This window comes from Ruegeria sp. CDSA141, from assembly GCF_059612005.1.
In genome coordinates, this window is record NZ_JBXWPT010000001.1 from 374,969 (window position 1) to 401,374 (window position 26,406).

25 protein-coding genes are annotated in these 26,406 nt (G+C 57.7%); 18 read left to right on the plus strand and 7 right to left on the minus strand.

Going from position 1 to position 26,406, the window contains the following annotated elements; genetic code table 11:
- The first annotated feature begins 85 nt into the window (after nt 1–85).
- The 3 genes from AC2FLP_RS01880 (at nt 86) to AC2FLP_RS01890 (ending at nt 3,800) form a co-directional block, all read left to right on the plus strand.
- Nucleotides 86–1,465, plus strand: coding sequence for a LysM peptidoglycan-binding domain-containing protein (locus tag AC2FLP_RS01880; protein WP_496681119.1), 1,380 nt, complete (start codon nt 86–88; stop codon nt 1,463–1,465).
- Between the two features lie 74 nt (nt 1,466–1,539).
- Nucleotides 1,540–3,345 (plus strand): ABCB family ABC transporter ATP-binding protein/permease, encoded by a 1,806-nt coding sequence (locus AC2FLP_RS01885; RefSeq protein ID WP_496681625.1) that lies wholly within the window; start codon nt 1,540–1,542, stop codon nt 3,343–3,345.
- 68 nt (nt 3,346–3,413) lie between these two features.
- The gene (locus AC2FLP_RS01890) at nt 3,414–3,800 is read left to right on the plus strand and encodes a DUF2147 domain-containing protein (protein WP_496681116.1); all 387 of its coding nucleotides are present in this window, start codon (nt 3,414–3,416) and stop codon (nt 3,798–3,800) included.
- 44 nt (nt 3,801–3,844) lie between these two features.
- Here the strand turns inward: AC2FLP_RS01890 and AC2FLP_RS01895 are convergent, their stop codons facing one another.
- Both AC2FLP_RS01895 and AC2FLP_RS01900 read right to left on the minus strand, forming a co-directional pair.
- Nucleotides 3,845–7,633: an efflux RND transporter permease subunit gene (locus AC2FLP_RS01895; RefSeq protein ID WP_496681113.1), complete on the minus strand. Its 3,789-nt coding sequence runs from the start codon at nt 7,631–7,633 to the stop codon at nt 3,845–3,847.
- The gene (locus tag AC2FLP_RS01900; RefSeq protein ID WP_117868564.1) at nt 7,630–8,856 is read right to left on the minus strand and encodes an efflux RND transporter periplasmic adaptor subunit; all 1,227 of its coding nucleotides are present in this window, start codon (nt 8,854–8,856) and stop codon (nt 7,630–7,632) included. The genes AC2FLP_RS01895 and AC2FLP_RS01900 overlap by 4 nt, the downstream gene beginning before the upstream one ends.
- A 226-nt stretch (nt 8,857–9,082) precedes the next feature.
- Here AC2FLP_RS01900 and AC2FLP_RS01905 point away from each other — a divergent pair, with 226 nt between their 5' ends.
- From AC2FLP_RS01905 to der, 3 genes are read left to right on the plus strand one after another with little or no spacing between them, the layout of a single operon-like run.
- A complete protein-coding gene (locus AC2FLP_RS01905) occupies nt 9,083–9,754 on the plus strand; it encodes a hypothetical protein (RefSeq protein ID WP_299894231.1) in 672 nt (223 codons plus the stop codon).
- A gap of 46 nt (nt 9,755–9,800) precedes the next feature.
- A complete protein-coding gene (locus AC2FLP_RS01910) occupies nt 9,801–11,123 on the plus strand; it encodes a PQQ-like beta-propeller repeat protein (protein ID WP_117868566.1) in 1,323 nt (440 codons plus the stop codon).
- A gap of 49 nt (nt 11,124–11,172) precedes the next feature.
- Nucleotides 11,173–12,636 (plus strand): ribosome biogenesis GTPase Der, encoded by a 1,464-nt coding sequence (gene der / locus AC2FLP_RS01915; RefSeq protein ID WP_117868567.1) that lies wholly within the window; start codon nt 11,173–11,175, stop codon nt 12,634–12,636.
- Between the two features lie 51 nt (nt 12,637–12,687).
- Here der and AC2FLP_RS01920 read toward each other — a convergent pair whose 3' ends face one another.
- The 3 genes from AC2FLP_RS01920 to AC2FLP_RS01930 are packed head-to-tail and all read right to left on the minus strand — an operon-like array spanning nt 12,688 to nt 13,974.
- Nucleotides 12,688–13,152 (minus strand): hypothetical protein, encoded by a 465-nt coding sequence (locus tag AC2FLP_RS01920; protein ID WP_299894163.1) that lies wholly within the window; start codon nt 13,150–13,152, stop codon nt 12,688–12,690.
- Nucleotides 13,145–13,585: a hypothetical protein gene (locus tag AC2FLP_RS01925; protein ID WP_496681107.1), complete on the minus strand. Its 441-nt coding sequence runs from the start codon at nt 13,583–13,585 to the stop codon at nt 13,145–13,147. The genes AC2FLP_RS01920 and AC2FLP_RS01925 overlap by 8 nt, the downstream gene beginning before the upstream one ends.
- Entirely contained in the window at nt 13,582–13,974 is a 393-nt protein-coding gene (locus AC2FLP_RS01930; RefSeq protein WP_299894158.1) for a hypothetical protein, read from the minus strand. Before AC2FLP_RS01930 ends, AC2FLP_RS01925 begins: the two co-directional genes overlap by 4 nt.
- Nucleotides 13,975–14,422: 448 nt before the next feature.
- On the opposite strand from AC2FLP_RS01930, the gene AC2FLP_RS01935 reads away from it, so the two are divergent.
- Nucleotides 14,423–15,406 (plus strand): fatty acid desaturase, encoded by a 984-nt coding sequence (locus AC2FLP_RS01935; protein ID WP_496681104.1) that lies wholly within the window; start codon nt 14,423–14,425, stop codon nt 15,404–15,406.
- Nucleotides 15,407–15,499: 93 nt separating this feature from the next.
- A complete protein-coding gene (locus AC2FLP_RS01940) occupies nt 15,500–16,120 on the plus strand; it encodes a helix-hairpin-helix domain-containing protein (protein WP_496710045.1) in 621 nt (206 codons plus the stop codon).
- Nucleotides 16,121–16,177: 57 nt separating this feature from the next.
- Here the strand turns inward: AC2FLP_RS01940 and serS are convergent, their stop codons facing one another.
- A complete protein-coding gene (serS, locus tag AC2FLP_RS01945) occupies nt 16,178–17,470 on the minus strand; it encodes a serine--tRNA ligase (RefSeq protein WP_496681098.1) in 1,293 nt (430 codons plus the stop codon).
- 72 nt (nt 17,471–17,542) lie between these two features.
- Nucleotides 17,543–19,207, minus strand: coding sequence for a mechanosensitive ion channel family protein (locus AC2FLP_RS01950; protein WP_496681096.1), 1,665 nt, complete (start codon nt 19,205–19,207; stop codon nt 17,543–17,545).
- A 201-nt stretch (nt 19,208–19,408) separates the two neighbouring features.
- On the opposite strand from AC2FLP_RS01950, the gene yajC reads away from it, so the two are divergent.
- From yajC to AC2FLP_RS02000, 10 genes are all read left to right on the plus strand, one after another.
- On the plus strand, nt 19,409–19,696 hold the full coding sequence (gene yajC, locus AC2FLP_RS01955; protein WP_117868574.1) for a preprotein translocase subunit YajC: 288 nt from the start codon (nt 19,409–19,411) through the stop codon (nt 19,694–19,696).
- 33 nt (nt 19,697–19,729) lie between these two features.
- Nucleotides 19,730–21,391: a protein translocase subunit SecD gene (gene secD / locus AC2FLP_RS01960; protein WP_496681093.1), complete on the plus strand. Its 1,662-nt coding sequence runs from the start codon at nt 19,730–19,732 to the stop codon at nt 21,389–21,391.
- A 1-nt stretch (nt 21,392) separates the two neighbouring features.
- Entirely contained in the window at nt 21,393–22,361 is a 969-nt protein-coding gene (gene secF / locus AC2FLP_RS01965) for a protein translocase subunit SecF (protein ID WP_117868576.1), read from the plus strand.
- A complete protein-coding gene (locus tag AC2FLP_RS01970; protein ID WP_299894140.1) occupies nt 22,354–23,106 on the plus strand; it encodes a sulfite exporter TauE/SafE family protein in 753 nt (250 codons plus the stop codon). The genes secF and AC2FLP_RS01970 overlap by 8 nt, the downstream gene beginning before the upstream one ends.
- Before the next feature lie 12 nt (nt 23,107–23,118).
- Complete coding sequence (locus AC2FLP_RS01975; RefSeq protein WP_299894137.1) at nt 23,119–23,472, plus strand: Mth938-like domain-containing protein; 354 nt, start codon at nt 23,119–23,121, stop codon at nt 23,470–23,472.
- Nucleotides 23,473–23,615: 143 nt separating this feature from the next.
- Nucleotides 23,616–24,230 carry a heme ABC exporter ATP-binding protein CcmA gene (gene ccmA, locus AC2FLP_RS01980; protein WP_299894133.1) on the plus strand — a complete coding sequence of 205 codons (615 nt, stop codon included), beginning with the start codon at nt 23,616–23,618 and terminating at the stop codon, nt 24,228–24,230.
- Nucleotides 24,227–24,883: a heme exporter protein CcmB gene (gene ccmB, locus AC2FLP_RS01985; RefSeq protein ID WP_299894130.1), complete on the plus strand. Its 657-nt coding sequence runs from the start codon at nt 24,227–24,229 to the stop codon at nt 24,881–24,883. The genes ccmA and ccmB overlap by 4 nt, the downstream gene beginning before the upstream one ends.
- Nucleotides 24,884–24,944: 61 nt before the next feature.
- Nucleotides 24,945–25,718 carry a heme ABC transporter permease gene (locus AC2FLP_RS01990; RefSeq protein WP_496681088.1) on the plus strand — a complete coding sequence of 258 codons (774 nt, stop codon included), beginning with the start codon at nt 24,945–24,947 and terminating at the stop codon, nt 25,716–25,718.
- Complete coding sequence (gene ccmD / locus AC2FLP_RS01995; protein ID WP_205511904.1) at nt 25,715–25,873, plus strand: heme exporter protein CcmD; 159 nt, start codon at nt 25,715–25,717, stop codon at nt 25,871–25,873. The genes AC2FLP_RS01990 and ccmD overlap by 4 nt, the downstream gene beginning before the upstream one ends.
- Nucleotides 25,866–26,405, plus strand: a complete 540-nt coding sequence (locus tag AC2FLP_RS02000) for a DsbE family thiol:disulfide interchange protein (protein WP_117868582.1) — start codon at nt 25,866–25,868, stop codon at nt 26,403–26,405. Before ccmD ends, AC2FLP_RS02000 begins: the two co-directional genes overlap by 8 nt.
- The last annotated feature ends 1 nt before the right edge of the window (nt 26,406 follow it).

Below are 26,406 nucleotides of genomic sequence, written 5' to 3' on the forward strand. Positions count from 1 at the left end.
ATAGCGGGATTGATAGGTTGGCTCAACTGTCCGCCGGAAAGCTCTTCAACGCAAAGCTTTTGCCAGGCGGAGTGAAAGGAAAATAATGGACGCCAAATCGGGAAACGGAAGCTCGGGCAATTTCATCTGGGGGGTGATTGCGGGTCTTGTTGCGATATTGGGCGCGGGTGGATTGTATCTGTCCGGCGTCTTCACCAAAGCGCCCGAGCCGAGCGCCCCGCAGGAAACCGCATCCGCCGTAGCCCCGGAACCTGAAGAGCAGGAGGCGCAGGTTTCGGAACCGGAAGCGGCTGAACAGGCGGCTCCCGCTGACAAAGAGCCCACGACCGAGCCTGCCGAGGACACAAGTGAAGCTGCCGAAGCCGTCTCTGACGCGGATACTGCCGCTGCAACGTCGGAAGATACCGCGCCCGAGCCAGCGGCCCCTCCGGTGCTGGATCAGATATTTGTTGAAGCGGATGGCACGGCGCTGTTGTCCGGCGATGCAGAGCCCGGAAGCCGGATCGAGGTGCTGCTGAACGGAGAACCCCTGCACACATTTACCGTAGACAGCAGCGGTCAGTTTGCCGAATTCGTTTCGATCCCTTTCAGCGACGCGGCTCAGGGGCTGGTCCTGCAAAGCTCGGATGGGTCGCGGACGACGCAATCCGACGACTACCTGATTGCGGCCTTGCCGCAACCGGTCGAAGAGGCACCCGTTACTGAAGAAGCTTCGGCATCGGATCAGGGCGCGCCCGCAGATGCAGCGGAAACCAGTACCGCGGTTGTCGATGTTGAAGCTGAGACTGAGTCTGACGCCAAGGTTCAAACGGCAGAACCTGAACCGGCTGATCCCGAAACCACGGTGCCTGAAGTCGAAGAAACGCAAACCGCCGACTTGCCGGCAGAGGCACCCGAACCGGATCAGCAGATTGCGGTGCTGCGGTCGGGCGAAGAAGGTGTTGAACTGGTACAGCCTCCTGTGGTGCGGGATACGCCCCCCGATCAGATCGCACTTGATACAATCGGGTATTCTGATACCGGAAATGTCCAGTTGACTGGACGTGTGCAGGACGGCGCAGCCGTTCGACTTTATCTGAACAATCGTCTGATCGCCGATCTCGACCCGCAAGAGGATGGATCCTGGCGCAGCGATCTGGAGGGAATTGATCCGGGTGTCTACACCCTGCGCGTGGATGCGGTGAATACGGAAGGGACGGTGCTCAGCCGGGTTGAAACTCCGTTCAAACGGGAACCGGCCGAGGTGCTGGATGCCGCAATAGCAGCCAACCAGACCAATGCGCAGGGGGGGGCACCGGTAATCCGTTCCGTCACGGTTCAACAGGGTGACACGCTGTGGGCCATCTCGCGCGACCGGTTTGGCGACGGCGTCCTGTATGTGCGGCTGTTCGAGGCCAATCGCGATCTGATCCGTGATCCGGATCTGATTTATCCGGGGCAGATCTTCACTATACCTGAACAATAATCGCCTCTGGCCCAAAAGGGCCGGGGGCAAATCTCTGACCGCAGATAAGGTACGTGATGAGACGAACACCTGCTATGACCTCGGACGATTTGGTGCGGAGTGACGAGCGAAGCTCGGGCTGGCGCACGATCCGCAAAGTGACCCCCTATCTTTGGCCGCAGGATGAGCCATGGGTAAAGCGCCGCGTGGTGATTGCCATGGTCATGCTGGTGCTTGCCAAGCTGATCGCGGTCTACACGCCGATCCTCTACAAGGGTGCGGTTGATGCGCTGGCAGGTGAGGGTGTGCCACCGGTGGCGCTGGGCGCAGTCGGACTGACGGTCGCCTACGGCGTGGCCCGGATGTTGACTGTGGGATTCCAACAGCTGCGAGACGCAGCCTTTGCCCCTGTGGGGCAAAGGGCCTTGCGGGCGCTGGCGCTCGAGACCTTTCAGCATATTCACAACCTCTCGATGCGTTACCACGTGTCCCGCCGTACCGGAGGTCTGAGCCGCATCATCGAACGGGGCGTCAAGGGGGTCGAGTTCCTGTTGCGCTTTCTGCTGTTCTCGATCGGGCCACTGATCCTGGAGCTGCTGCTGGTTGCGATCATCCTGATGTGGCTGTTCGATGTCTGGTATCTGGTGGTCGTCGCCGTCACCATTGGTCTGTATATCTGGTTCACCTTTGCCGTGACAGAATGGCGGGTGAAGCTTCGCCGCGAGATGAACGATCAGGATACCGAAGCCAATCAGCGTGCTATCGACAGCTTGCTGAATTTCGAAACCGTCAAGTATTTCAACGCCGAAGCCCGCGAAGCTAAACGGTATGATGTGTCAATGAAAGCCTATGCCGAGGCGGCACTGAAAACGGCTTACTCACTGGCGTTTCTGAACTTTGGCCAGTCTTTCCTGATCACCTGTGGTCTGATCGGAGTGATGGTTCTGGCTGCCGTCGGTGTTCAGAGCGGAAACCTGACCGTAGGCGATTTTGTCATGGTCAACGCCTACATGATCCAGATCACCGTACCCCTGAATTTTCTGGGGACGGTCTATCGGGAAATCCGGCAATCGTTGGTCGATATGGGGCAGATGTTTGATCTGCTCGAACAGCCTGCCGAAGTTACCGACAAGCCCTGTGCGCCCAATCTGAAGGTAAATGGCGGCGAAGTCACGCTGGACGACGTGCATTTCGGCTACGATCCGGAGAGGGAGATCCTCAAGGGTGTTTCATTGACCGTCCCGGCGGGTCAGACCGTAGCCATCGTGGGGGCAACGGGGTCGGGCAAGTCCACCATCGGGCGGCTGTTGTTTCGGTTCTACGATGTGACCAAAGGGGCGTTGAAGATCGACGGGCAGGATGTGCGGGATGTGACACAGACCAGCATGCACGCGGCCATCGGAGTCGTGCCGCAGGACACGGTATTGTTCAACGACAGCATCCGGTACAACATTGCCTATGGCCGCGATGGAGCCACCCCGGAAGAGGTCGAGGACGCAGCCCGAGCCGCACAGATCCACGACTTCATCACCTCGCTGCCCGACGGCTATGACACTATGGTGGGTGAGCGGGGGCTCAAACTCTCCGGCGGTGAGAAACAACGTGTGGGCATCGCGCGGACCTTGCTCAAGAACCCGCCGATCCTGTTGCTGGACGAGGCGACCTCCGCCCTGGACACGGATACCGAGCAGGACATCAAGGATGCGCTGGCGCGCGCAGGAGAGGGGCGTACGGTTATCACCATCGCCCATCGCCTCAGCACCATTGCCGAAGCTGATCGGATCGTGGTTCTGGAAGCCGGCGAGATCATCGAACAGGGCACGCATGACGAGTTGCTGGCGCAGTCCGGGCGGTATGCACAACTGTGGAACCGGCAGCAATCAGATGGGGAAGCAGCCTGAGGACCCAAAAATTGTGAGAACGTGGTAGGATGCAACGAACCAGGAGGGCGCCTGCCATGATGAACCGAATGAAATCACGACTGTCGGCTATTGTGATTACGACCTGTCTGCCAGTCGTTTTGGCCGCCGATCCCATCGTAGGTGTCTGGAAGACTGAGCCTGACCGCAAAAACCTGATCTCGCACATCAAAATCACGGCATGTGGGGATAAGTTCTGTGGTCAGATTCTTTCGGCTTATGACGCGTCTGGCAAGGAAGTCCAGACGCCGAATATTGGCAAAAAGCTGTTCTGGGATGTAACCGGTGAAGGCGGTGGAAAATACGGTGGGGGCGAGTTCTGGGTCCCGTTGATCGACGTGGATGCCGTGCCACAGATGACGTTGCAGGGGGACAAGTTGTCGGTCAAAGGATGCGAACACGAGATTTGCGCGCATCAGACATGGTCTCGATTGTGATGACGGCCAATGAAAAAGGACCGGTAATACCGGTCCTTCTCGTCTTATTCAGCGGCTTTCAGTGGCGACCCAGAAGGATGATCAGATTGTTTTGATCGGCTGTCCTGCTCAGGCCTTCCTGAATGCGTTTCATCCTCCCAGACAATCTCAGTGGCCTGCATCTGACGGGCAGAGCGTCCGATCGCCATGTCCTGCGCGATCTGGCTGGATCGACCTGCAGTCACGCGGGCTAGAACACGGCTGAGCCAGATAGCGTAGGTTGTCACCCAGACCCGCAAAGCCAGAAGCGACGGGGTCACAATCAGGGTCAGAACAGTCGCAATACCCAGACCAAAGACCACCGCCGTGGCCAGCTGCTTCCACCATAGGGCGGTGGGGCTATCGATCGAATAGCCGCCATTGATGAAGTCCAGCGACAAGCCGAACATCATCGGCGTCAGACCGGCCATCGTTGTCAATGTGGTCAGCAAAACCGGACGGATACGCGATTCCGCGGTGCGGATGATCGCCTCGATCCGGGGCATATAGCTGCTGTATTCCTGATAAGTATCGATCAGAACGATATTGTTGTTCACCACGATACCAGCCAACGCCACGATGCCGGTTCCGGTCATGATGATCGAGAAGGGCTGTTCCATCACGATCATGCCGATCAAAACCCCGGTGGTCGACAGAATGACCGCCAGCAGAACCAGAACCGAGTTGTAGAACGAGTTGAACTGCGCCAGCAGGATCACGAACATCAGCCCCAGGGCACCCATGAACGCGTTCACCAGGAAAGCTCCGGATTCTTCCTGCTCTTCCTGATCACCGGTCCATTCCCAGCTGATCGCGCTGGCGAACGGGCCGGTGTCCAGCCATTCCGTAAGAACCGCAATACGTTCGTTCGGGTTTATCAGTGAGAACTGAGCGTCACCGTCTTCAATTGCGCTGCGCAGCTGATCGACGCTTTCTGCGCCGGTCAGTTGCACCAATTCGTACGACTTTCCGCCCGCAGCGTTCAACACAGTGCCAGTAGCTGTGTAGCCTTCCGCCACTTCACGCATGACGGCCAGCCTTACGGGGTGCCCATCGGGGCCTTCGATCACGACCTTGCTCAGACCCGGTTCGACATCCGCTTTGACGTCATAGTATCGCTGCTGGTCGACGCGGTTGATCTCGGCCAGTTTGGCCACGGGCTTACGCGTCACGAAGTTGGACAAAGGCACCAAACCGTCCGGCGTGCGGACCTTGAGTGCATCCAGCGTCGATAGAACGCGGTCTTCTTCCGGCAAACGAACGCGAATTTCGATTTCTTCATCATTGCTGTCCGGGCGCATTTCGCCCAGAAGGATGCCGCGCGTGACCAACTGAACCATGGCACCAACAGTAGCCACATCGGCACCGAACCGACCGGCCTTGGCGACGTCCACGTCGATTTGCCAGTCGATACCGGGCAGGGGTAGGGTGTCTTCGGTCTTGATCAGGCCCGGCGTGGTGTCGAAGACCTCGCGGGCGGTGATCGCTGCCGCGGTCAGGTCTTCCCATCTGTCACCCTTGATGCGCAGATGCACAGGCTTGGCCGAAGCAGGGCCTTGCTCCAAGGGCAAAATCTCAACGATGATGCCGGGTATCGTCGCAAGTTGGGCATTCAGCTCATCAATTACGAAATCGCCATCATATTCGGGGGCAACGAAGTGCCGCTCGAACAAGCCCCATAGGGCGGATTCCGAGATGTTGGGTCGATCCTCCCACGGGATGATTTCGAACTGAACCCGGCCCACTGTGTCGGCCGGAGCCTGAGCGCCACCGTTATTCTGGTTCAGGCCGCCTTCGCCCGCAAAGGCAAAGACATTTATGACCGCAGGATGAGATCCGATGATCTCTTCGGCCTGAAGAACCATCGCGTCTTTTTCCGCCAAGGACAGGTTCCCGCGAGCACGAACATATGCGGTGGCCTGTTCAGGTTCGCTTTCCACGAAGAATTCAACACCTCGGGATTCCTGGGGGAACCAGACGAATGTCACGAAATACACCGCAGAGAAAACAACCAACAGAGAGACGATAGGCATGATCGGGTTGCCGACCAGGAACCGGATCACATGGCCAAACGCAGTGTGTTCGTCCGCAGTGTGAACATGGTCCTCTTCGGCGCGTTCAATTTTCGCCGCGCTCAGGGTTACGGACCCGGCAAACGCCCCGAACAGGAACAACAGTGCGCCGGCGATCGAGCCACCGGGCAGCAGGTAGTTTGGGTTAAGGACCTGCATCGCGCCCAGAAAGATCATGTACAGCGACGGCGGCACCATCAACACCCGTACCCACCATGGCGTGCGGGCCCGTAACCAGACTGAGGACCGGTCGAAGATGCGGCTTAGCCGACCGGAAACACCGCCCATGACAGGCAGATAGATCAGCGCCACAATCAGTGAAGCCGACAGAACGAAGATCAGCGTGACCGGCAGCATTCCCATGAACTCGCCAGGAATACCGGGCCAGAACAACATGGGCAGGAACGCACACAGCGTCGTCGCGGTCGAGGACACGATGGGCCAGAACATGCGCTGGGCGGCCTCGACATAGGCATGCATCGGGCCGACGCCTTCCTTGATGCGTTTGTCGGCGTATTCCACAACCACGATGGCGCCATCCACCAGCATCCCCACAGCGAGGATGAGGCCAAACATCACGATATTGGAAATGCTGACGCCCATGACGGCGAGAAACGCAAAACACAGCAGGAACGACGTCGGGATCGCAAATCCGACCAGCAGGGCGGCCCGCGTGCCCAGCGAGGCAAGAACCACGATCATCACCAGCGCGATTGCAGTCAGAACCGAGCCTTCAAGCTGGCTGACCATCGAGCCGACGATGCGGCTCTGGTCGTTCGATGTACCCAGGTCAACCGCCGCCTGAAGCTCGGGCGGCCATTTGGTCTTTGCGTTAGCTATAGTCTCTTTCACCTGCGCGACGGTGTCGATCAGGTTATATCCCTTGCGTTTGACCACCTGCAGCGCAACGGTCGATTCACCGTTGAAACGGGCCGTGCCTTCACGGTCTTCAAAGGTGTAATTGATCTGCGCCAACTCACCCAATGTAACGACCCGGTCACCATTGACCTTGATCGGCAGGCCATAAACATCCTGTGCGGTTTTGAAAGACGACGGAATCTTGACCGAGAATGTGCCCTGTGCGGTTTCAACCTCACCGGCCGCGATCAACTGGTTGTTGTTCCGCACCACGTTGATCAGTTCGTCCGCTGTCACGTTGTACGCCTCAAGCCGCAGCGGGTCGATCACAACCTCGAGCATCTCGTCGCGATTGCCCGCGATGCCGGCTTCGAGAACGGAATCCAGAGCCTCAAGATCGTCCTGCAGATCCTTGGCGACACGGGCCATCGTGCGTTCGGGAACGGAACCAGTCAGGTTCACGATGACGATCGGGAATTCGGAAAAGTTGATCTCAGTCAGGGAATATTGTTCTGCGCCTTCGGGGAAGTCCGCCTGAGCTGTGTTCATCGCGTCACGCACGTCCGCCATGATCGCGGTTTTATCCCAACCGAAGTCAAATTCCAGCGCGACCCCTGCATAGTTTTCGGCAGCAGTAGAGGTCATTTCCTTGAGCCCGTCGAGATCCGCCAGTTCGGTCTCCATCGGCTTGATCAGCAGGTTTTCAGAATCCTCCGCGGAAATTCCGGGAAACTGCACTGATACAAACAGGGCGGGGATTTCGATATCCGGCTCGCCTTCTTTTGGAAGCGAGACATAGGCAAATCCGCCTATAACGAGCGAGATGGCGATAAATGCCAATACCATTCGGGCCCGATCAGCAGCCCATGCGACAACGCCTGTCATTGGGATGCTTCCCGATAGGTCGGCGCAACGGTCACACCGCGTGTCACGAATTCCTGACCGACAACAATAATATCCGTCGTTTCGGGAAGGCCGTCGATCCACACGCCCTCTGCCGTGTCACGCAGAATGCGCACGGGCATGAAATCGACGACATTGCCGGCACCGACCGTACGGACGCCCAATTGACCTTCGTTGCTCAGGGTCAGTGCAGATTGAGGCAGCAGGTGTGCCTTGGTGCCCTCTGCCGCGATGCGAATGGTCGCGGTCTGACCGTCGCGAATGGTCAGATCCGGGTTCGGAACCGTGATTTCAACTTCGAAGGTGCGTGTTGTCTCATCCGCCGAGCGGCTAAGAAAGGTGACGCGGCCGCCAAGCTGCCGACCGGTGACCAGTGTTGCCGACGCCTCGGACCCCACCTGAACACGGTTGACCTCGGTTTCCGGAACATACCCGACCAGTTTGATCGGATCGAGCTGAATAACAGTCGCGCACAGTGACCCGGGCTGCATCAGGCTGCCCAATTCGGCGGTGTCGCTTTCCAGCAGACCCTTGAATGGGGCTTTGATGGTCAGGCGGCCAACCTCTCGCTGCGCGGCTTCGACAGCTGCTGCGGCGGCTTCGATTCCGGCCCGTGTGGCCTCCAGTCCGGCTTCTGCCGATTTAACACCTGCCTTGGCCGTGCTCATCGCAGCCTCGCTGGAAATCCGGCGGGTTTCCGAAGCAAACCCGGTTTCCGCCAGCTTGCGCGAAGCGGTCAGGTTGATTTCGGCCTCGGCCACAAGGGCGTGCGCCTCTAGCAAACGGGCTTCAGCCTCGGGGATGCGGCTTTCAGCTTCCAGTTTGCCAGCCAGGGCTTCGGCCAGTTGTGCCGGGCGCGTGCCGGGGTCGAGTTCACATAGGACATCCCCTGCCTCTACAAACGTGCCTTTGCGCTTGGGCTCCGAGATGACCGTGGACGTGGTTTCAGACAGAACTTCTACCTGCCGGTTCGCCTTGGTTTGTCCACGCAGCAGGACCGCGCTGTCAATTTCGCGCGCCTGCGAACGCAGGGCGACTACGCCAACGGCAGTAAAATCGGTATCGTCGGTTTCAACGGCTTCTGTCTGCGCCGCTTCTTCTGTGTCTCCTCGTCCGGCGAAGGCGAACAAAGAGTCACGCTCAAAAACAAGATAATAAAGCGCAACAATAACCAGAAGGGCGTTGATGAAAGAAATCAAACGCATACAGTATTTCTCCTAGAATTCGGTGCCAACAATAGCGGGCCTGTCTCGCTATGAAATGGGGCGTCGGCCGTGTAATTTCTACACTAAACTGAATAGTTCGGTTTAGTTTTTTTCGCAAGAGTGAAGCCAAGCCTTGAAAATGTGCAAAATCGGACCCTTGGCTTGGCGTTGGTGCCGGGGTATGACATGGCGCACTTATGCAAGACACACAGCCCAGGGGGCAGGAATGAGCGACACCGACAGTTTCATTGATGAGGTCACGGAAGAGGTGCGCCGCGACCGGATGTATCTGCTGCTGCGCCGCTGGGGCTGGGTTGGTGTGGCGGCCGTCGTGCTGATTGTTGGCGGAGCGGCGTTCAATGAGTACCGAAAGTCCCGCGACATGGCGCAGGCGCAGGATCTGGGTGACTCGATTCTGGCGGCATTGTCGGAAAACGATTCAGATGCTCGGGCGGCCGGGTTGCGGGATATAGAGGCAAAGTCGCCGGGCGGGGATGCAGTATTGAAGATGCTGCTGTCTGCGTCGCAGGTAGAGGCCGGATCGCGCGACGAGGCGGTCAACAGCCTGAACGCGGTTGCCATGCAGGGGGACCTGCCCGAGATTTATCGCGCGATCGCAAGCTTCAAGGCGCTGTTATTGCAAAGCGACACCCTGCCTGCTGCCGACCGTCGGCAACAGTTTGAGGCGCTGGCTGCGCCCGGTGCGCCCTTGCGTCTGCTGGCCGAAGAGCAACTGGCCCTGATTGACGTGTCCGAGGGCAATGTCGATGCAGCACTGGACCGCTTGCAAGCGCTGCGTCAGGACGCCGAGGTTGGTATCGATCTGCAACAGCGTGCGGCCCAGCTGATAGTCGCTTTGGGCGGCGAACCCGAGCCACTTGTGGCGCAACGGGGCTGACCAGGCGGGACAGAAAAGACTTAATGACAGGCGAGTTCGGAACACCATGGTAACAAGACATTTTTTCCGCGCGGGATTGCCGGTTGCGGCACTGGCTTTGACCGCATTGACCGCCTGTGAACCTCCCGAAGCGATTTTGCCCGGAGAACGTGAAGACATCCGTCCGGCATCTGATCTGGAAACGGTGGAAAAGAGCGGCTCTCAGCCCATTAACCTGCCGTCTCAAAAGGCGAACGCCAGCTGGCCGCAAAGCCCGGGGACGGCTGCTTACCGAACCACGAATGCGGCCCTGCGTGCCACGCCGCAGCGGATCTGGTCCGCTTCCATCGGGCAGGGCGACTCGCGCAAGCAACGGATCACCGCCGAACCAGTGGTTGCGGGAGGGTTGATCTATACGCTGGATGCGGGGGCGACCGTGTCAGCGGTTACACCGCAGGGCCAGTTGGCCTGGGATACCGACCTGATTCCGCCAAGCGACGGCGATGCAGACGCCACAGGGGGGGGCATGGCCTATTCGGACGGTGTTCTCTATGTATCGTCCGGGTTTGGGCGACTGACCGCACTGGACGCAAAAACGGGGGCAGTGCGCTGGCAGAAGCGACTGGATGCAACCGGGAGCGGCGCTCCGATGGTCAATAACGGGCTGTTGTACCTGGTAGCGGGTGACGAAACCGGTTGGACCATCAATGCCAAGGATGGCAAAATTGCCTGGCAAATCGAAGGCACGCCCAGCGTCGGTAACGTTCTGGGCGCACCGGCACCGGTGATCGCTTCGGACCTGGCAGTGTTTGCATTTGGGTCCGGTGATGTCGCAGCCACCTTCCGCCGTGGCGGAATCCGTCGCTGGAATGCTTCGGTCGCAGGAGGACGGCGGGGACGGGCAGCCGCGCAAATCGTCGACGTGACCGGCAGTCCGATGGTTGTCGGAGACACAATTTTTATCGGCAACCATTCTGGCCGGACCGTAGCCTTTGACGCTGCCACGGGTGAACGCCGCTGGACCGCTGATGAGGGCGCGGTTGACACTGTCTGGCCCGCAGGCAACAGCATTTTCCTAATCAGTGATCGCAGTCAGCTGGTGCGCTTGAACGCGGCGGATGGCTCGGTCGTGTGGGCGCAGGATCTGCCAAGCTTTGTCAAGGACAAGCGAGGCCGACGCGGACCGATCTTTGCACATTACGGTCCGATCCTGGCCGGAGGCCGTATTGTGATTGCGTCCAATGACGGGTATCTGCGCTTCTTCAATCCGGTTAACGGAGCACTGGTTCACCAGGTCGAAGTCCCCGGAGGCGCAACAACGGCGCCGGTTGTCGCCGGGCAAACGCTGTATGTCGTTTCCTCCAAGGGTGATCTACACGCTTTCCGTTGACGGTAAGATGCGCTAAAGGGCGCATCTTGAGTCTTGAAAGTTGAGTATCATGTCGCTGACCCTCGCCATCGTGGGGCGCCCGAATGTGGGCAAATCCACCCTGTTCAACCGCCTTGTGGGCAAACGTCTGGCCCTGGTCGACGACCAGCCCGGCGTGACGCGTGATCTGCGCGAAGGCGAAGGGCGTCTGGGTGATCTGCGCTTTACCGTGATTGATACGGCGGGTCTTGAGGATGCGACTGATGACAGTCTTCAGGGTCGGATGCGCCGCTTGACGGAACGTGCTGTGGACATGGCTGACGTATGCCTGTTCATGATCGACGCGCGCGTGGGTGTGACACCTACGGATGAGATGTTCGCGGAGATCCTGCGCAAACGGTCCAAGCACGTGATCCTTGCGGCCAACAAGGCCGAAGGCAATGCCGCGGATGCGGGTGTTCTGGAAGCTTACAATCTGGGTCTGGGTGAACCTGTCCGCTTGTCAGGCGAACACGGTGAGGGGATGACAGACCTGTATGCACAGCTGATGCCTCTGGCTGATGCGGCAGAAGAAAAAGAGGTCGAGGAAGCCCCGCAAACGGACATTGAGCTGGACGAAGACGGTGAGGGCGATACGCCGCTGATCACCTCTGCCAAGCCCTTGCAGGTTGCAGTGGTGGGGCGTCCGAACGCGGGCAAATCCACCTTGATCAACAAGATCATTGGCGAAGACCGTCTGTTGACGGGACCAGAGGCTGGGATCACGCGAGACGCAATCAGTTTGCGAATCGACTGGGCCGACCTGGACGGCGAAAGCACTCCGATGCGGATCTTTGACACCGCAGGGATGCGCAAGAAAGCAAAAGTACAGGAAAAGCTTGAAAAGCTTTCAGTGTCAGACGGTCTGCGCGCGGTAAAATTTGCCGAGGTCGTCGTTGTGTTGCTGGATGCCGCGATCCCATTTGAACAACAAGACCTGCGTATTGCCGATCTGGCCGAACGCGAAGGCCGGGCTGTTGTTGTCGCCGTGAACAAGTGGGATATCGAAGACAACAAGCAGGAAAAGCTGCGCGAGTTGAAAGAGTCGTTCGATCGTCTGCTGCCACAGCTGCGCGGTGCGCCGCTGATCACGGTATCTGCCAAGACGGGTCGGGGATTGGAGCGATTGCGCGCCGCGATTCTCCGCGCCCATGACGTCTGGAATCGCCGGGTGCCGACCGCTGCACTGAACCGCTGGCTGACCGCCATGCTGGAACAACATCCGCCGCCAGCCCCACAGGGCCGACGGATCAAACTGCGCTATATGACTCAAGTCAAGACCCGACCGCCGGGGTTTGTGGTGATGTGTTCGCATCCCGACAAGATGCCTGAAAGCTATACCCGCTATCTGGTCAATGGTCTGCGCCAGGATTTCGACATGCCGGGCACTCCGATCCGCCTGACGCTGCGCGGGCAGGGGGACAAAAACCCATATAAAGGGCGGCGCAAGAAAAACGCGGGTGCGCTGGCCAAGCATCTGAAGGGGCGCGGGTAAGCGCATTTCGGTGCGAGCAGATCAGTCTAACCGCCTGTCCTAACGTGCGGGTCAGTTGTCTAAGCCCTTGTTGACGAACAGCCGGTTGGCTTCTGCTGCTTCCGTGAAGCCTTCCGCATTACTGCTATCAGCTTCAATCGCTGTAGCCAGCGCCGTCGCTGCCGTGCCAGTCGTAAAGATTGAAGCGATGCGTGTGGTGCCGCCGAAAAGGCCTTTTTGTGCATCGGCATTATTGTAGGTCAGATCAAATGTTGAGACTAAACTGACCGCTTCGTCGGTGGGCCGTCTGTTGTTATTACGAGATTTAGGTGGGACAAGTGTTGTGACGCGCCGCTGTACACCCGCGTTCACTTCTACTGGAAGAGCTTTGGCCGGGTCTGAGCGCAGGGCGATATTCACGCCGCTGCGTTCGCCATAGACCAAGGCGCGGTCCTGAACTTCGGTGCAGTTTGAGAGGCAAAAGCTGCATAGCGACAGAATGAGAAAAGCGATTTTGGATTTGCATATTTTACCCATTGTCAATTTCTCCTGCAGACTGATTTCCGTTTCCGTTCCCGTTTTCGTCTTCACCGCAGGTCGCGAGTCTGGCGGCACCACTTGTTTTTTTTCCACTTCCGAGTTTTGCGGCAAGCTTGTTAGCGGCTTCGCCGGTAGAGATCACATCCGAATAACGGGTCAGGAAAATACTTTTGGTTTCCATTCGCGTGCAGCCGAAGACCGCCATGGCTTCGCGGTTGGTTCGCGGGTTGCCGTCGGAGTCGGTCCCGCCGGGTTCGATCACCGGAACAAGCGCGGCGAAATCGCGGTCGAAGCCGATCACAACTTGGCCTTGCTGCCGATTGGCACTGACTGCAGCATTGACGCCGACGACGGTATCATGTGCGACATAGAGCTGGTCGCCGCAGGCGCACAGGCCGCATACTCCTAATATTGGTAATAGTCCTTTCACGTTCGCGTCTCCTTCTCACATGAGGTTTCATCAAGCTGGTCAACTCTGGTCGAGGACAGGTCATCGAGATCCAGATACAGACTGCGTGCGATCTCGGCGTCTTTCGGGATATCCGCCAAAACAGCGGCCTGATGGCGACCGAGGGTCAGACCGCTCCATCTTCGGCCAAAGGCAATCTCCAGCCCTGTCGTGTCTGTCACTGATGCCGCAAGAGTTTGGTTGTTGATCAGCGCCTGACGGCCTGTCAGCTTTGTCGGTTCATCTTCGCAGATTCCGGCAAACACCAGAATCTCGTGATAGATGCCGAAACTGAAGATTGCGGTGCCTTGCACTGTGGCGACATGTAGTCCGCGACCGCGCAACTCGTGTACAACTGCATTGCCAGTCATGATAGCCGCTGAGGATGAGGTGCCGAAAGCGTTATACGAGCACCCCGCAAGCGAGACGCAAATCAATGGCGCAAATCGCAATATAATTCTCGAAATAGTCAATCAATGGACCTTAAAATACTGGTTCATATTCTGATTGGAAGTTTCCTTAGCGTCAACTCTGTGGGTTATGCGAATGATGCTGAAGCACTTCGAGACACGGTAAGACTGTGTTTCACAGGCGCGTCCTTCTCATGAGTGATCGCGTATTTTCTGGGTCGGTGATCCTCATGCAAGCGCGTAACTGCGCCAATTTTCAGCATTTTAGCTCTGGGGGCGTGACAGCCCGAGTTCTGCGCGTTAGCATTCAGGTGTGTGCATCTGTCTGCACATGCATGGATTGTACGCGGCCAACCCGCATCTAGATTTTGAACAGACAATAACAGGGCCATCGTGGGGAGCCGACTGGATGGATCTGAGGGAATACACAAGACACTACGCAGTTCAGGACAACAGATTGGCTGCACTGAGCTATTTTGGCACGTTTGCGGCGTATTTCGCATCGCTGGCTGTGGCGATCGCATTCGTGGATCGCTGGTATATCATGGTCCCGGCCGGGATTGTCTTCGCCTTTTCGGCAGTACGCCTTTACGTGCTGCAACATGATTGTGGGCACCATTCCCTGTTTGAAACGCGAACGCAGAACGAATGGGCGGGGCACGGTCTTTCCCCTTTCACCTTTGCGCCGTTCGAGGTGATGAAGCAGAACCACAATCTGCACCATGCGGGCATCGGCAACCTTGAGCATCGCGAGACCGGCGAAATTCACACGATGACATTGCGGGAATGGAATAACGCGGACTGGAAAACACGTTTGTTTTACAGGCTATACCGAAACCCCTTCATTCTGGTGCCGGTCGGTGCCTTGTTCACATACTTCATTCGCTATCGCTGGCCCAAGAATACTGTTCGTTTCGGTATCAAAGGCGTCTTGCTGCACAATGCCTCGATTGTCGTATTTTTGGGCCTGTTGTATCTGATCGCGGGCATGACCGGCATTTGGGTCTGGTTGGTGTTTTCTTTCCTTGGCGGAATGCTGGGTGTGTTTCTTGTGTATCTGCAACACAATTTTGAAGATACCTATTGGGATCGCCGTCCTGACCTGAACCCGCAGACTGCGGCGCTACATGGGTCTTCTGCGCTGGATTTCGGATGGTGGTTCGATACCGCCGTAGCCTGCATCACGCTACATGACATCCACCACTTCAATGCACGTATCCCATCGTATCGGTTGCGGGCCTGCCACTATAACCTGCCGCCTGAATTCACCCCTCGTCGGATCAAATTCCCCGAGGCAGTAGCGGCTTTGAACCTCAAGCTTTGGGATGAGGATGGGAAACGCCTCGTGCCATTCCCGAAAAATGACCAAACCGCTGGGCTGGCGCATAGCTGAGCCATCGGATCTGAGAAGGCAAGCGCTGAACTTGCGGATATGCATATCCAGTGTATATGCGATGAGGCAGGGCGATGGAGAAAGGACCCTTGGATGACTGTAGTGACCGACGTTAAAGGTGTGGGAGAGGCGCTGAAAAAAGCCCTTGCTGCCAATGGCTTTAAGACCGCAGAAGCGATAGCGAAGGCGTCACCCGCAGATCTGGTCAAGGTTCCTCGGGTCGGTGAGAGCCGAGCCGCCGTATTGATCGAAGCCGCAAAAGCGGCAATAGCCGCAACGCCCCCTGCGGGGAAGACTGGGGCGCGCAAGGCACCGGCACGAAAGCCGGCGGCCCAGAAGCCAACAGCTGCAAAACCAGCCGCCCGGAAGCCGGCGACACGAAAAGCCGCCCCGCGCAAGACAGTGGCTGCTGTAGCGGCCGAAAAACGGGCTGAAGAAGCTGCACGCAAGGCGGCAGAAGAACAAGCGGCGGCTGAAAAAGCCGCAGCCGCAGCCAAGAAAAAGGCCAAGGCCAAGGCGAAAGCTGAAAAAGCCTCAAAGAAACGCAAAGAAATAGAAGCAGTGTTTTCCAAGGCCAAGGATAAGGTGAAGGCAAAGTCCAAGAAGGACAAAAAATCGAAGAAGGACGGCAAGAAAAAAGACGCCAAGAAGGGCGAGAAAAAAAGTGACAAGAAGAAAAATCGCAAGAAGGGAAAGAAAAAGGCGAAGAAATAAATTCCTTCGCCCCCTCTTGCATAGTGAACCGGCGCCTGGTGGTGCCGGTTGCGTTTTTCAGGCCAGTGTGCCGTCCAGTTGCAGGGTCAGTTTGCCGCCCAGATAGGGGCTTAGGACTTCGGGCAGGGTCACGGTACCGTCCGCGTTCTGGCCGTTTTCCAGCACAGCGATCAGGCAACGCCCAACGGCCAAACCCGAACCGTTCAGCGTATGGACGTATTCCGGCTTGCCGCCACCTTCGGGACGGAACCTTGCGTTCATGCGGCGGGCCTGGAAGTCACCACAGGTCGAGACCGAGCTGATCTCGCGATAGGTGTCCTGGCCGGGCAGCCATGCCTCGATATCAAAGGTGCGGCGCGCGCCAAAGCCCATGTCACCGGCACACAAGATGACGGTGCGGTAGGGGATGCCCAGCTTTTCCAGAATGCCCTCGGCGCAGCGCAGCATGCGCTTTTGTTCTTCGTCCGGTTTATCCGGATGCGTGATCGAAACCATCTCGACCTTTTCGAACTGGTGCTGCCGCAGCATCCCGCGGGTGTCTTTGCCCGCGGATCCGGCCTCGGACCGGAAGCACAGGGAATGCGCGGTGTATCGGCGGGGCAGATAACTTTCCTCGATCAAAGTGTCGTTGACGATATTGGTCAGCGACACTTCGGAGGTCGGGATCAGCCACCAGCCCTCGCGGGTCTGATAGCTGTCTTCGCCAAATTTCGGCAATTGGCCGGTGCCCTGCATCATCTCGGATAGAACCAGAACCGGGCCGTTCACTTCGGTCAGCCCGTTTTCGGTGATATGGGTATCCAGCATGAACTGCGCCAAAGCGCGATGAATCCGGGCGACGCCACTGGACAGCAGCACAAATCGCGAGCCGGATAGTTTGGCTGCAGTTTCGAAATCCATGCCTTTTTGAACGGCTTCGATCTCGAAGTGTTCTTTGGGCGCGAAATCCAGTTCGCGCGGCGTACCCCAGCGGCTGACCTCGACATTGTCGTTTTCATCCGTGCCATCCGGCACGTCTTCGGCGGGCAGGTTTGCAATTCGGATCAACTGATCTGTCAGTAGGGCGTCCAGATCCTTGGCTTCGGTCTGCATACGTGCGATCTCGGCTTTTTTCTCGGCGACCAGCGCGCGCAGACGCTGGAACTCGGCCTCGTCTCCGCGACCTTTGGCAGCGCCGACTTCCTTGGACGCTTTGTTCTGTTCGGCTTGCGCCGTTTCGGCGGCCAGAATCTTGGCGCGGCGACTTTCGTCCAGCCTTAGCAAATCTGACGACACCGGCGCGTCCCCACGGCGCGCTAAAGCGGCGTCGAAAGCGGCAGGGTTTTCGCGAATGGCGCGGATGTCGTGCATGTCTCAGATCCTTGAATGCGTGAATCACTGAAACCGCTTATGCACCATCTGTCGGGCGGGGTGTAGCACCGGTTACGACTTATCAGCCTCTTCGTGGATTTCATGCGCCAGATGTCCGTCCCATTCTTCTGCCGGGATTTTTGGTTCCGGTGGATCTGCCATGTAAGACGGCGTCATGATCTGCACTTTGTTCTCGTTGAATACGGCGACAATGTTGCGATGCAGGTCCGAGCGAATTTTCGGAATGCTGCTGCCGCGGGTGGTATAGCCGTTGATCTGATAGTTGATGGCGTAGTCGGCCAGCGCTGTCCACAGCACGAAAGGTTCAGGCTTGGCCTTGATCCCCTTGGTGCGGTTGGCCGCCTCGATCAGCATTGCTTCGACCTTTTCGGGCGGCTCCTCGTATCCGATGCCAACCGTCGTGTGCAGCAGCAAACCACTGCCATCTGTTTTCTTCGAGAAATTCACGACGTCCGAATTCATCAATTGGGCGTTCGGGATCGAAATCAACTCGTTCTTGATGGATTTCAGATGCGTTTCCATGAGTTTGATCTGAACCACGTCGCCGATATGCTTACCGATCTGAATGCGGTCGCCTATTGAAGTGGAGCGGCGATAGATCACAAACAGCCCCGCCAACATGTTGGATACGACTGAGTTTGCACCCAGCGACAGCATGGCGCCGACCAGAATTGTCAGACCCTGGAAGGCGGCTGAGTCTGAGCCTGGGATGTAGGGAACGGCAAAGACCAGCGCGATCAGAATGACGACAACCCGCGCGATGTTGAACGTCGGATTGACCCAGTGCTTTTCAAAATCGTCCATTTCGAACGAACCGGCTTCGACCGCGTCGAAAAATACGCGCATGCCCTTGATTATGTACAACGTGATCCAGGCGATCAGGCTCAGCATAATCAGGTTCGGGATATAGCTGAGTATACCCTTGAATATCAGCAATACGGGCTCTGTCAGATATATCAGCAGCAGTTGAGCGAAATACCGTGTTTCAGCAAAGGCCAGAAGGACGAAGGACAGGTAGTAGTAGAAGCCAAGAAAGAAGATAACCAACAGGACAAAGTTAAGCCCGTATCGGATCAGGGCGGCTATCGCTTCGGCCTGAACGCTTTTGGCCGTCGCTGTTTCAACATCCTGCAGATAACGCTTTACCAGCTTCAGAGTGCGCCGCCTGATCCGACGGTGCAGCCATAGGATAACAAGCACGAAGACGACAAAGCCAATGGTCCATCCCGCAGCTTCAATTGCACCGGATACCCGCGCCTGCTCTGTACGGTTGGAACGGTAGGCAAGGATGGCCTCTTCGATGGCCTGACCGTGGAGAAAACCGAGGACGTCCAGCTCCATCTGGTCCAGTTCGGCATCTGCAACGGTCACGATGGATACGATCTCACCGTCGGCGCGAATGCGTATGCCCAGATCGGTCTCTTCGAAGGTGATGTCGACTGTGGGGCTTTCCGAGGCTTCGGCCACCTCAACAATCTTGTTCTGAACGCTTTCGGCCCGTTCCGGCGCGGGCAGGGCGCTGGAGCCGCGCAAGAAGAACAACATGTCGCCGTCGACGATGACGGGTGCTTTGAAACCTTCGGTTTCTTCCGCATTGGGCTCGGTGATTTCAGCAGGTGTTTCCTGGGCCTTTAGCGGCACTGCCAGGCACAAGAGAAAAGTCAGCAGGGAAAGCAAAAGCGTCAACGATTGGAACGGCTTGTAACGAGTTTTCATTGTCCCCCCTGACGCCTGACTATAGCAAAACTGAGATATCTGCATAGGACATATCTGCAACGTTCAAACGGTTCTTTAGGCACCTTTGTCAGGTTGCGGCCGGTCACATGACCACCTTTGCTTGCAAACACGCATTTCAAAGCATAGGTTCCGGCCAAATTTGCGGAACGGTGCCGCAAGATCTGAACAAAGGAATATCCCATGGAAGGTGGCGCAATCGCCCAGTTTCTCCCGCTGATCCTGATCTTTGCGATCATGTATTTCCTGCTGATCCGTCCGCAGCAGAAGAAGATGAAGGAACATCAGGCCATGGTCGACGCCGTGCGTCGCGGGGATCAAGTTGTCACCCAGGGCGGGCTGATCGGCAAAGTGTCGAAGGTCAAGGAAGGCGACAACGAGATCGAAGTCGAGATCGCCGAAGGTGTTAAGGTGCGTGTGGTCAAGTCGACCATTGCTCAGGTTCTGAATAAAACCGAACCCGCGAAGTAAACTCGACTTACAATTCCTTGAAAAGGCAGGGTAATGCTGCAAATTGATACCTGGAAGCGGGTTCTGATCTGGCTGGTCTGTGTGACTGGCCTGCTCATGGCCCTGCCAAACGCGTTTTACTCGCGGGTAGAACAATCGAACGACGCCAAGGCCGCGATTGAACTGGGCGTTGATACGCCTGAGATGCAGGCCGAAGCCGGGCAATGGCCGAACTGGTTGCCCTCATCACTGGTCAATCTGGGTCTCGACCTGCGGGGCGGTGCACATCTGTTGGCCGAAGTTCAGGTGCAGGACGTCTACGAGACCCGGATGGAGGCGATGTGGCCGGAAATCCGTGACGCCTTGCGCGATGAACGTTCAACCGTTGGAACAATCCGACGTCAGGACTCGGCCCCTGATGAGATTCGCGTGCGCATCAGCCAACCCGAGGGCATGTCGCGGGCATTGGAGGTCGTGCGCGGTCTTGCCCGTCAGGTGCAGACGCTGACCGGCGTCGGGGCCACGGATATCGAAGCACATGCCGATGGTGACACCCTTGTGGTTAAATTGTCCGAAGCAGAAAAGCTGGCCTCAGACGATCGCACAGTGCGTCAGTCGTTGGAAATCATCCGCCGCCGGATCGACGAAGTGGGCACCCGAGAGCCCACCATTCAGCGTCAGGGTGCTGATCGTATCCTGATTCAGGTGCCCGGCATCGGCAGCGCGGGCGAGTTGAAAGAGATCATCGGCACCACGGCGCAACTGACCTTTAACCCGGTTGCCGGACGCGGCACCGACCCGGATACCGTTGCAAGCATCGGTGAGGAAATCGTGCCGTCGATTGACGAAACTGGCGTTTACTACACCATTGAGTCCGCGCCGGTTGTTACCGGCGAGGAACTGGTCGATGCGCAGCCTGCGTTCGACCAAAACGGTCGTCCTGCGGTCAGCTTCCGGTTCAACACGTCTGGTGCGCGCAAATTCGGGGATTACACCCGCGACAATATCGGAGCCCCCTTTGCCATCGTTCTGGACGATGAGGTGATATCGGCCCCCGTGATCCAAAGCCATATTCCGGGCGGTTCGGGCATCATCACCGGCAACTTTACAGTTGAGGAAAGCACCAATCTGGCCGTCCTGCTACGAGCGGGCGCACTGCCTGCAGGTTTGGAATTCCTCGAAGAACGTACCATCGGACCCGAGTTGGGGCAGGACAGTATCGACGCGGGCAAAGTCGCCACCATCGTGGCCTTTGTCGCGGTGCTGGTATTCATGGCGCTCAGCTATGGTCTGTTCGGGATCTTCGCCAACATCGCGCTGATCATCAACGTGGGCCTGTTGTTCGGTCTGCTGTCCATGATCGGAGCAACCCTGACCCTGCCGGGTATCGCGGGGATCGTGTTGACAGTTGGTATGGCGGTGGACGCCAACGTGCTGATCTTCGAACGTATTCGCGAGGAACTGAAATCCGCCAAAGGTCCGGCCCGTGCCATTGAACTAGGCTATGAAAAGGCGTTGTCGGCCATTCTGGACGCGAACGTGACGACGTTCATCACTGCTGTGATCCTGTTTGCAATGGGCAGTGGCCCTGTGCGCGGCTTCGCAATTACTCTGGGCCTTGGCATTCTGACCTCGGTCTTCACCGCGATCTTCGTGACGCGCCTGATGGTCGTCATGTGGTTCGAACGCCGTCGTCCGAAAATGATCGAGGTTTGAAATGAGACTGAAACTCGTACCCCAGAACACCTCGTTCGATTTCTTTAACCGCTGGAAGGTCTGGCTGGGCATCTCGGCCTTGATGATGATCGTGGCGTTCACGTCCTTCATGCTTCAGGGGCTGAACTTCGGCATCGATTTCCGGGGTGGCACCACAATCCGGACGCAAAGCGCGGTTGAGATCGACGTGGGCACCTATCGTGACGCCATCGCTCCTCTGGAACTGGGCGATGTGACCATTACCGAGATTTTCGATCCGACTTTTGCGGATGACGAAAACGTTGCGATGATCCGCATTCAGGCGCAAGAAGATGCCGAGGCTGTCGAAGCTGCGACCATCACCGCCGTGGAAGAAGCGCTACAGCTGGTTGTTCCCGACATTCAGTTCGTGTCAGTGGAATCCGTCGGCCCCAAAGTCTCCGGTGAGCTGATCCAAACTGCCGTTATCGCGGTGGTGTTGGCGATCGGCGCGGTGCTTGTCTATATCTGGCTCCGGTTCGAATGGCAGTTCGCACTGGGCGCTGTGGCGGCACTGGTTCACGATGTGATCCTGACCATCGGTATATTCTCGGAACTGCAAATCCGCTTTGATCTGGCTATTATCGCGGCCCTTCTGACCATCGTCGGTTATTCGCTGAACGATACCGTGGTCGTCTTCGACCGGGTGCGTGAGAACCTGCGGAAATACAAAAAGAAAGACCTCAAAGAGGTGCTGAACATTTCGATCAACGAGACCCTCAGCCGGACCGTCATGACCTCGGTCACCACGTTGCTGGCGTTGATCTCACTTTATGTTCTGGGCGGCGATGTGATCCGCGGCTTCGTTTTCGCGATGATTTGGGGCGTGATAGTGGGCACCTATTCATCGGTCTTCGTGGCCTCGACCATCCTGCTGTGGCTGGGTGTCAAGCGCGACTGGTCCAAGCCGTCGAACACGGCGGGCAACCAGTTTGCAAATATCGATGCCTGAGGCTTTGCAACAGGCCCTGTCCCTGCCGGGGCTGGGTTGGTTGGTACTTACCATCGGAGCCGCGGGACTTGTCCGCGGCTTCACTGGTTTTGGCACCGCGATGATCTTTGTGCCGGTGGCCACTCAATTTCTGCCGATTGCTGATGTCGTCTTTCTGATGGCGGCGACCGGGATCGTATCGACCTTTGCGTTGGCGCCGCAGGCGTGGCGCGAATGCGACAAGACCGAAATCAGCACGATGGGCATTGCGGCGGCTGTGACCGTACCACTGGGCCTATGGATCATGGCGCAGGTCGATACCGTCGTGTTGCGTTGGATCGCCTGCGGCATCACTGGTGTGACCCTGTTGGCGATCGTCACCGGCTGGCGCTGGCAGGGGCAACTGAGGGCGGGCGGACGACTGGCTATTGGCGGAAGCGCGGGCGTGGTCGGCGGCATGACGGGTCTGACCGGACCGGTTGTCATTGTATTCTACCTTGCGAGTTCTTCGGATGTACGCAAGATCCGCGCCAACACGATCATTTTTCTGGCGTTGCTGGATGTGGCCATCGTCTTCAGTATCCTGATCGGAGGTGCTGCGGATCTGTCGATCCTGTGGATTGTCCTGCTGCTGGGCTTGCCCTATCTGACTACAACACTGATCGGCAAGGCTCTGTTCGATCCGAAACTCGAACGGATCTATCGCGCGGCGGCTTACTCGGTCATTCTGATAGCAGTGGTGTCCGGTTTGCCGATCCTGGATTGAAGGAGGGAAGAAATGCGCCTGAACCAGGTTACCTTTACAGATGCCAAACCAGTTGATGGTTACGGCCCGGGGTTCTTCCGCATTGGCGGTGATGTGTTTGAAGGCGCAGTTCTGACGGGCCCTGCAGGACCTGCAAACTGGGGTGGGTATGCAGACGCGCAACCACTTCTGGAATTGGCTGACGAGATTGACGTCCTGTTGATTGGTACAGGCAAAGACATGGCCCACATTCCCCAATCTTTGCGCACCCGGCTGGAGAGTGCCGGAGTCGGCGTCGAAGTCATGAATTCACCGGCTGCGTGCCGCACCTACAATGTCTTGCTCTCTGAAGGTCGCCGAATAGCGCTTGCTCTGATCCCGGTCTGACGGGATCCTTCATCTGGCTGAGAATATCCCGGGGTGTATGAGGGGCTGGCCCCTCACTCGGCCCTCTCTCAACAAGGCTCTCACAACCGAACTGCGGCAAATCCCACCTTTTGCCTCTGATGACATTCCGATAAGCGGGTGTCATGAGTCTGATTGTAACTGACCTGTCGATCACCCGTGGTGGCATTCCCGTCCTGGAGCATCTCAGCTTTCAGCTGCCTCCGGGCAAAGCCCTGATTCTGCGCGGACCGAACGGGATCGGTAAAACCACACTTTTGCGCACATTGGCCGGATTGCAACCGCCGCTGGAAGGTGAGATCCAGGGGGCAGAGGATCAGATCGCATATGCGTCCCATTCAGACGGGCTGAAACCGACGCTGACAGTGACTGAAAACCTAACGTTCTGGGCTGCTGTCTTTGGCACTAACGGTATTCAAACCGCGTTGGATGCTTTCCAGCTGAATGAGTTGGCGGACCGTCACGCAGGCAACCTGTCGGCAGGTCAGAAACGGCGGCTGGGACTGGCACGAATGCTGGTCACCGGGCGGCCGATCTGGATGCTGGACGAGCCGACCGTTTCGCTGGACAAAAATGCGGTGCAAATGTTCGCCGATGCAGTCCGCGCGCATCTGGGTCAGGGCGGGTCAGCCCTGATCGCCACCCATATCGACCTTGGTCTGGATGGCGAGGTTTTGGACGTCGGCCCGAACAAGGCCAAACCCAAACCCATTGACGATTTCGACGGAGGCTTCCTGTGATCGCCCTTTTGCTGCGCGACCTGAAACTGGCCTTCCGTGCGGGCGGCGGGTTTGGGTTGGGTCTGGCCTTTTTCCTGATCGTGACCGTAATGGTGCCGTTTGCAGTGGGGCCACAATCCTCGCTGCTGTCCACCATTTCGCCCGGTGTGCTCTGGCTGGGGGCGTTGCTGGCGTGTCTGTTGTCTCTTGACCGTCTTCTGGCGCTGGACTGGGAGGACGGATCGCTGGACCTGCTGGCCACGGCACCGCTGCCACTGGAATCTGTTGTGACCATCAAGGCGCTGGCCCACTGGCTGACCACAGGCCTGCCTTTGGTTCTGGCCGCGCCCTTTCTGGGTGTCTTGCTTAACCTGCCTGTGCCGGGCTTCTTCTGGCTTGTCATCTCGCTGCTGATCGGAACCCCGGCCATGAGCGTGATCGGCACATTTGGCGCAGCCCTGACCGTCGGCCTCAAGCGCGGCGGTTTGCTGTTGTCACTGTTGGTCTTGCCGCTTTACGTCCCCACCCTGATTTTCGGGGCCGAGGTCGCCCGGCGTGGGGCTACAGGGATGGACGTGCAGACGCCGTTGTTGATGCTGGCAGGGATCACGGCTGCGACGATCGCATTGTTGCCTTTTGCCAGCGCTGCTGTGTTACGTATCAATCTGCGGTGAACCGTCCTAGCTTTGATTGATGTCAATTGAGAAAACCTCCAACTCGGACTAGATAGGGCCCATGACAATCGCAGCCAAAGCCAACGCCCTCTGGGAATACGCCAACCCGCGCAAGTTTCTTGCGACCAGTGAACGGGTCCTGCCGTTCTTCTGGATCGTCTCGATCATCTGCATCGTCGTTGGGCTGGTCTGGGGGTTCTTCTTCACGCCGGACGACTACAAGCAAGGGTCGACGGTCAAGATCATCTATCTGCACGTACCGGCAGCGCTGATGGCGATCAATTGCTGGCTGATGATGCTGGCAACTTCTCTGGTCTGGCTGGTGCGGCGTCACCATGTCAGCGCGCTGGCGGCGCGGGCGGCCGCACCGATTGGGATCGTGATGACCCTGATTGCGTTGTTGACCGGGGCGATCTGGGGGCAGCCCATGTGGGGCACTTGGTGGGCCTGGGATCCGCGCCTGACCGCGTTTCTGATCCTGTTCCTGTTCTATCTTGGCTATGTCGCTTTGTGGGAAGCCATCGATGATCCGGACACTGCGGCCGACCTGACCTCGGTTCTGTGTCTCGTAGGGTCAGTGTTTGCGCTGCTCAGCCGATATGCAGTCAACTTCTGGAACCAGGGCCTGCATCAGGGCGCATCGGTCATGCGCGCGGCTGCCGTGACGGGTGCCGATACCGAAGAGAAGGTGAGTAACATCTACTTCTATCCGTTGTTGTTGTGCATCATCGGATTTGTTCTGCTGTTCATTGCGCTGGTATTGTACCGCACCGGGACTGAAATCCGCGCGCGTCGTATCAAAGCGTTGCTGGCGCGGGAAAGGGTGGGCGGATGATCCCCGATCTTGGAAAATATGCTGACGCCGTACTGTCGTCTTATGCCGTGTCCGTCGTGCTGCTTGTGGCATTGATCGTGTTCAGTGTGAAGCGAGGGCGCAAGATGCGCACTGAAATGGAAAAAATCGAACAAAGGATTTCGCGCAATGGCTAAGATATCGCCCCTGATGATCGCGCCGCCTTTGATTTTTGGCGCTTTCGCCGTGTTGGCCGGGATCGGTATGTTCCGTGAAGACCCCAACGCGTTACCCTCTGCCCGCGAAGGCCAACCGGCTCCGCCTGTGGTTCTGAGCGAGTTCCCGGAAAAGAAGCTGTTCGACGATGCCACGCTGCGGGATGGAGAAGTCAAACTGGTCAACTACTGGGCCAGCTGGTGCGCGCCATGCCGTGCCGAGCATCCCAATCTGGAAGCCCTGGCTGCCGAAGGTATCCCGGTCTATGGCATCAACTACAAAGACCAGCTGGGCAACGCCGAAGCGTTTTTGACCGAGCTGGGTGACCCGTACGCCGCGATTGGCCGTGACGAGCAGGGCCGCATGGCCTTGGATTGGGGGCTCTATGGCGTGCCCGAAACCTATGTAATCGATGGTGACGGCACCATCATCTTGCGCTTTGCAGGCCCGATTACGCAGCGTGTGATTGAAAACACTCTGCGACCGGCGTTGGAAAAAGCCGCGGGCGGTTAAG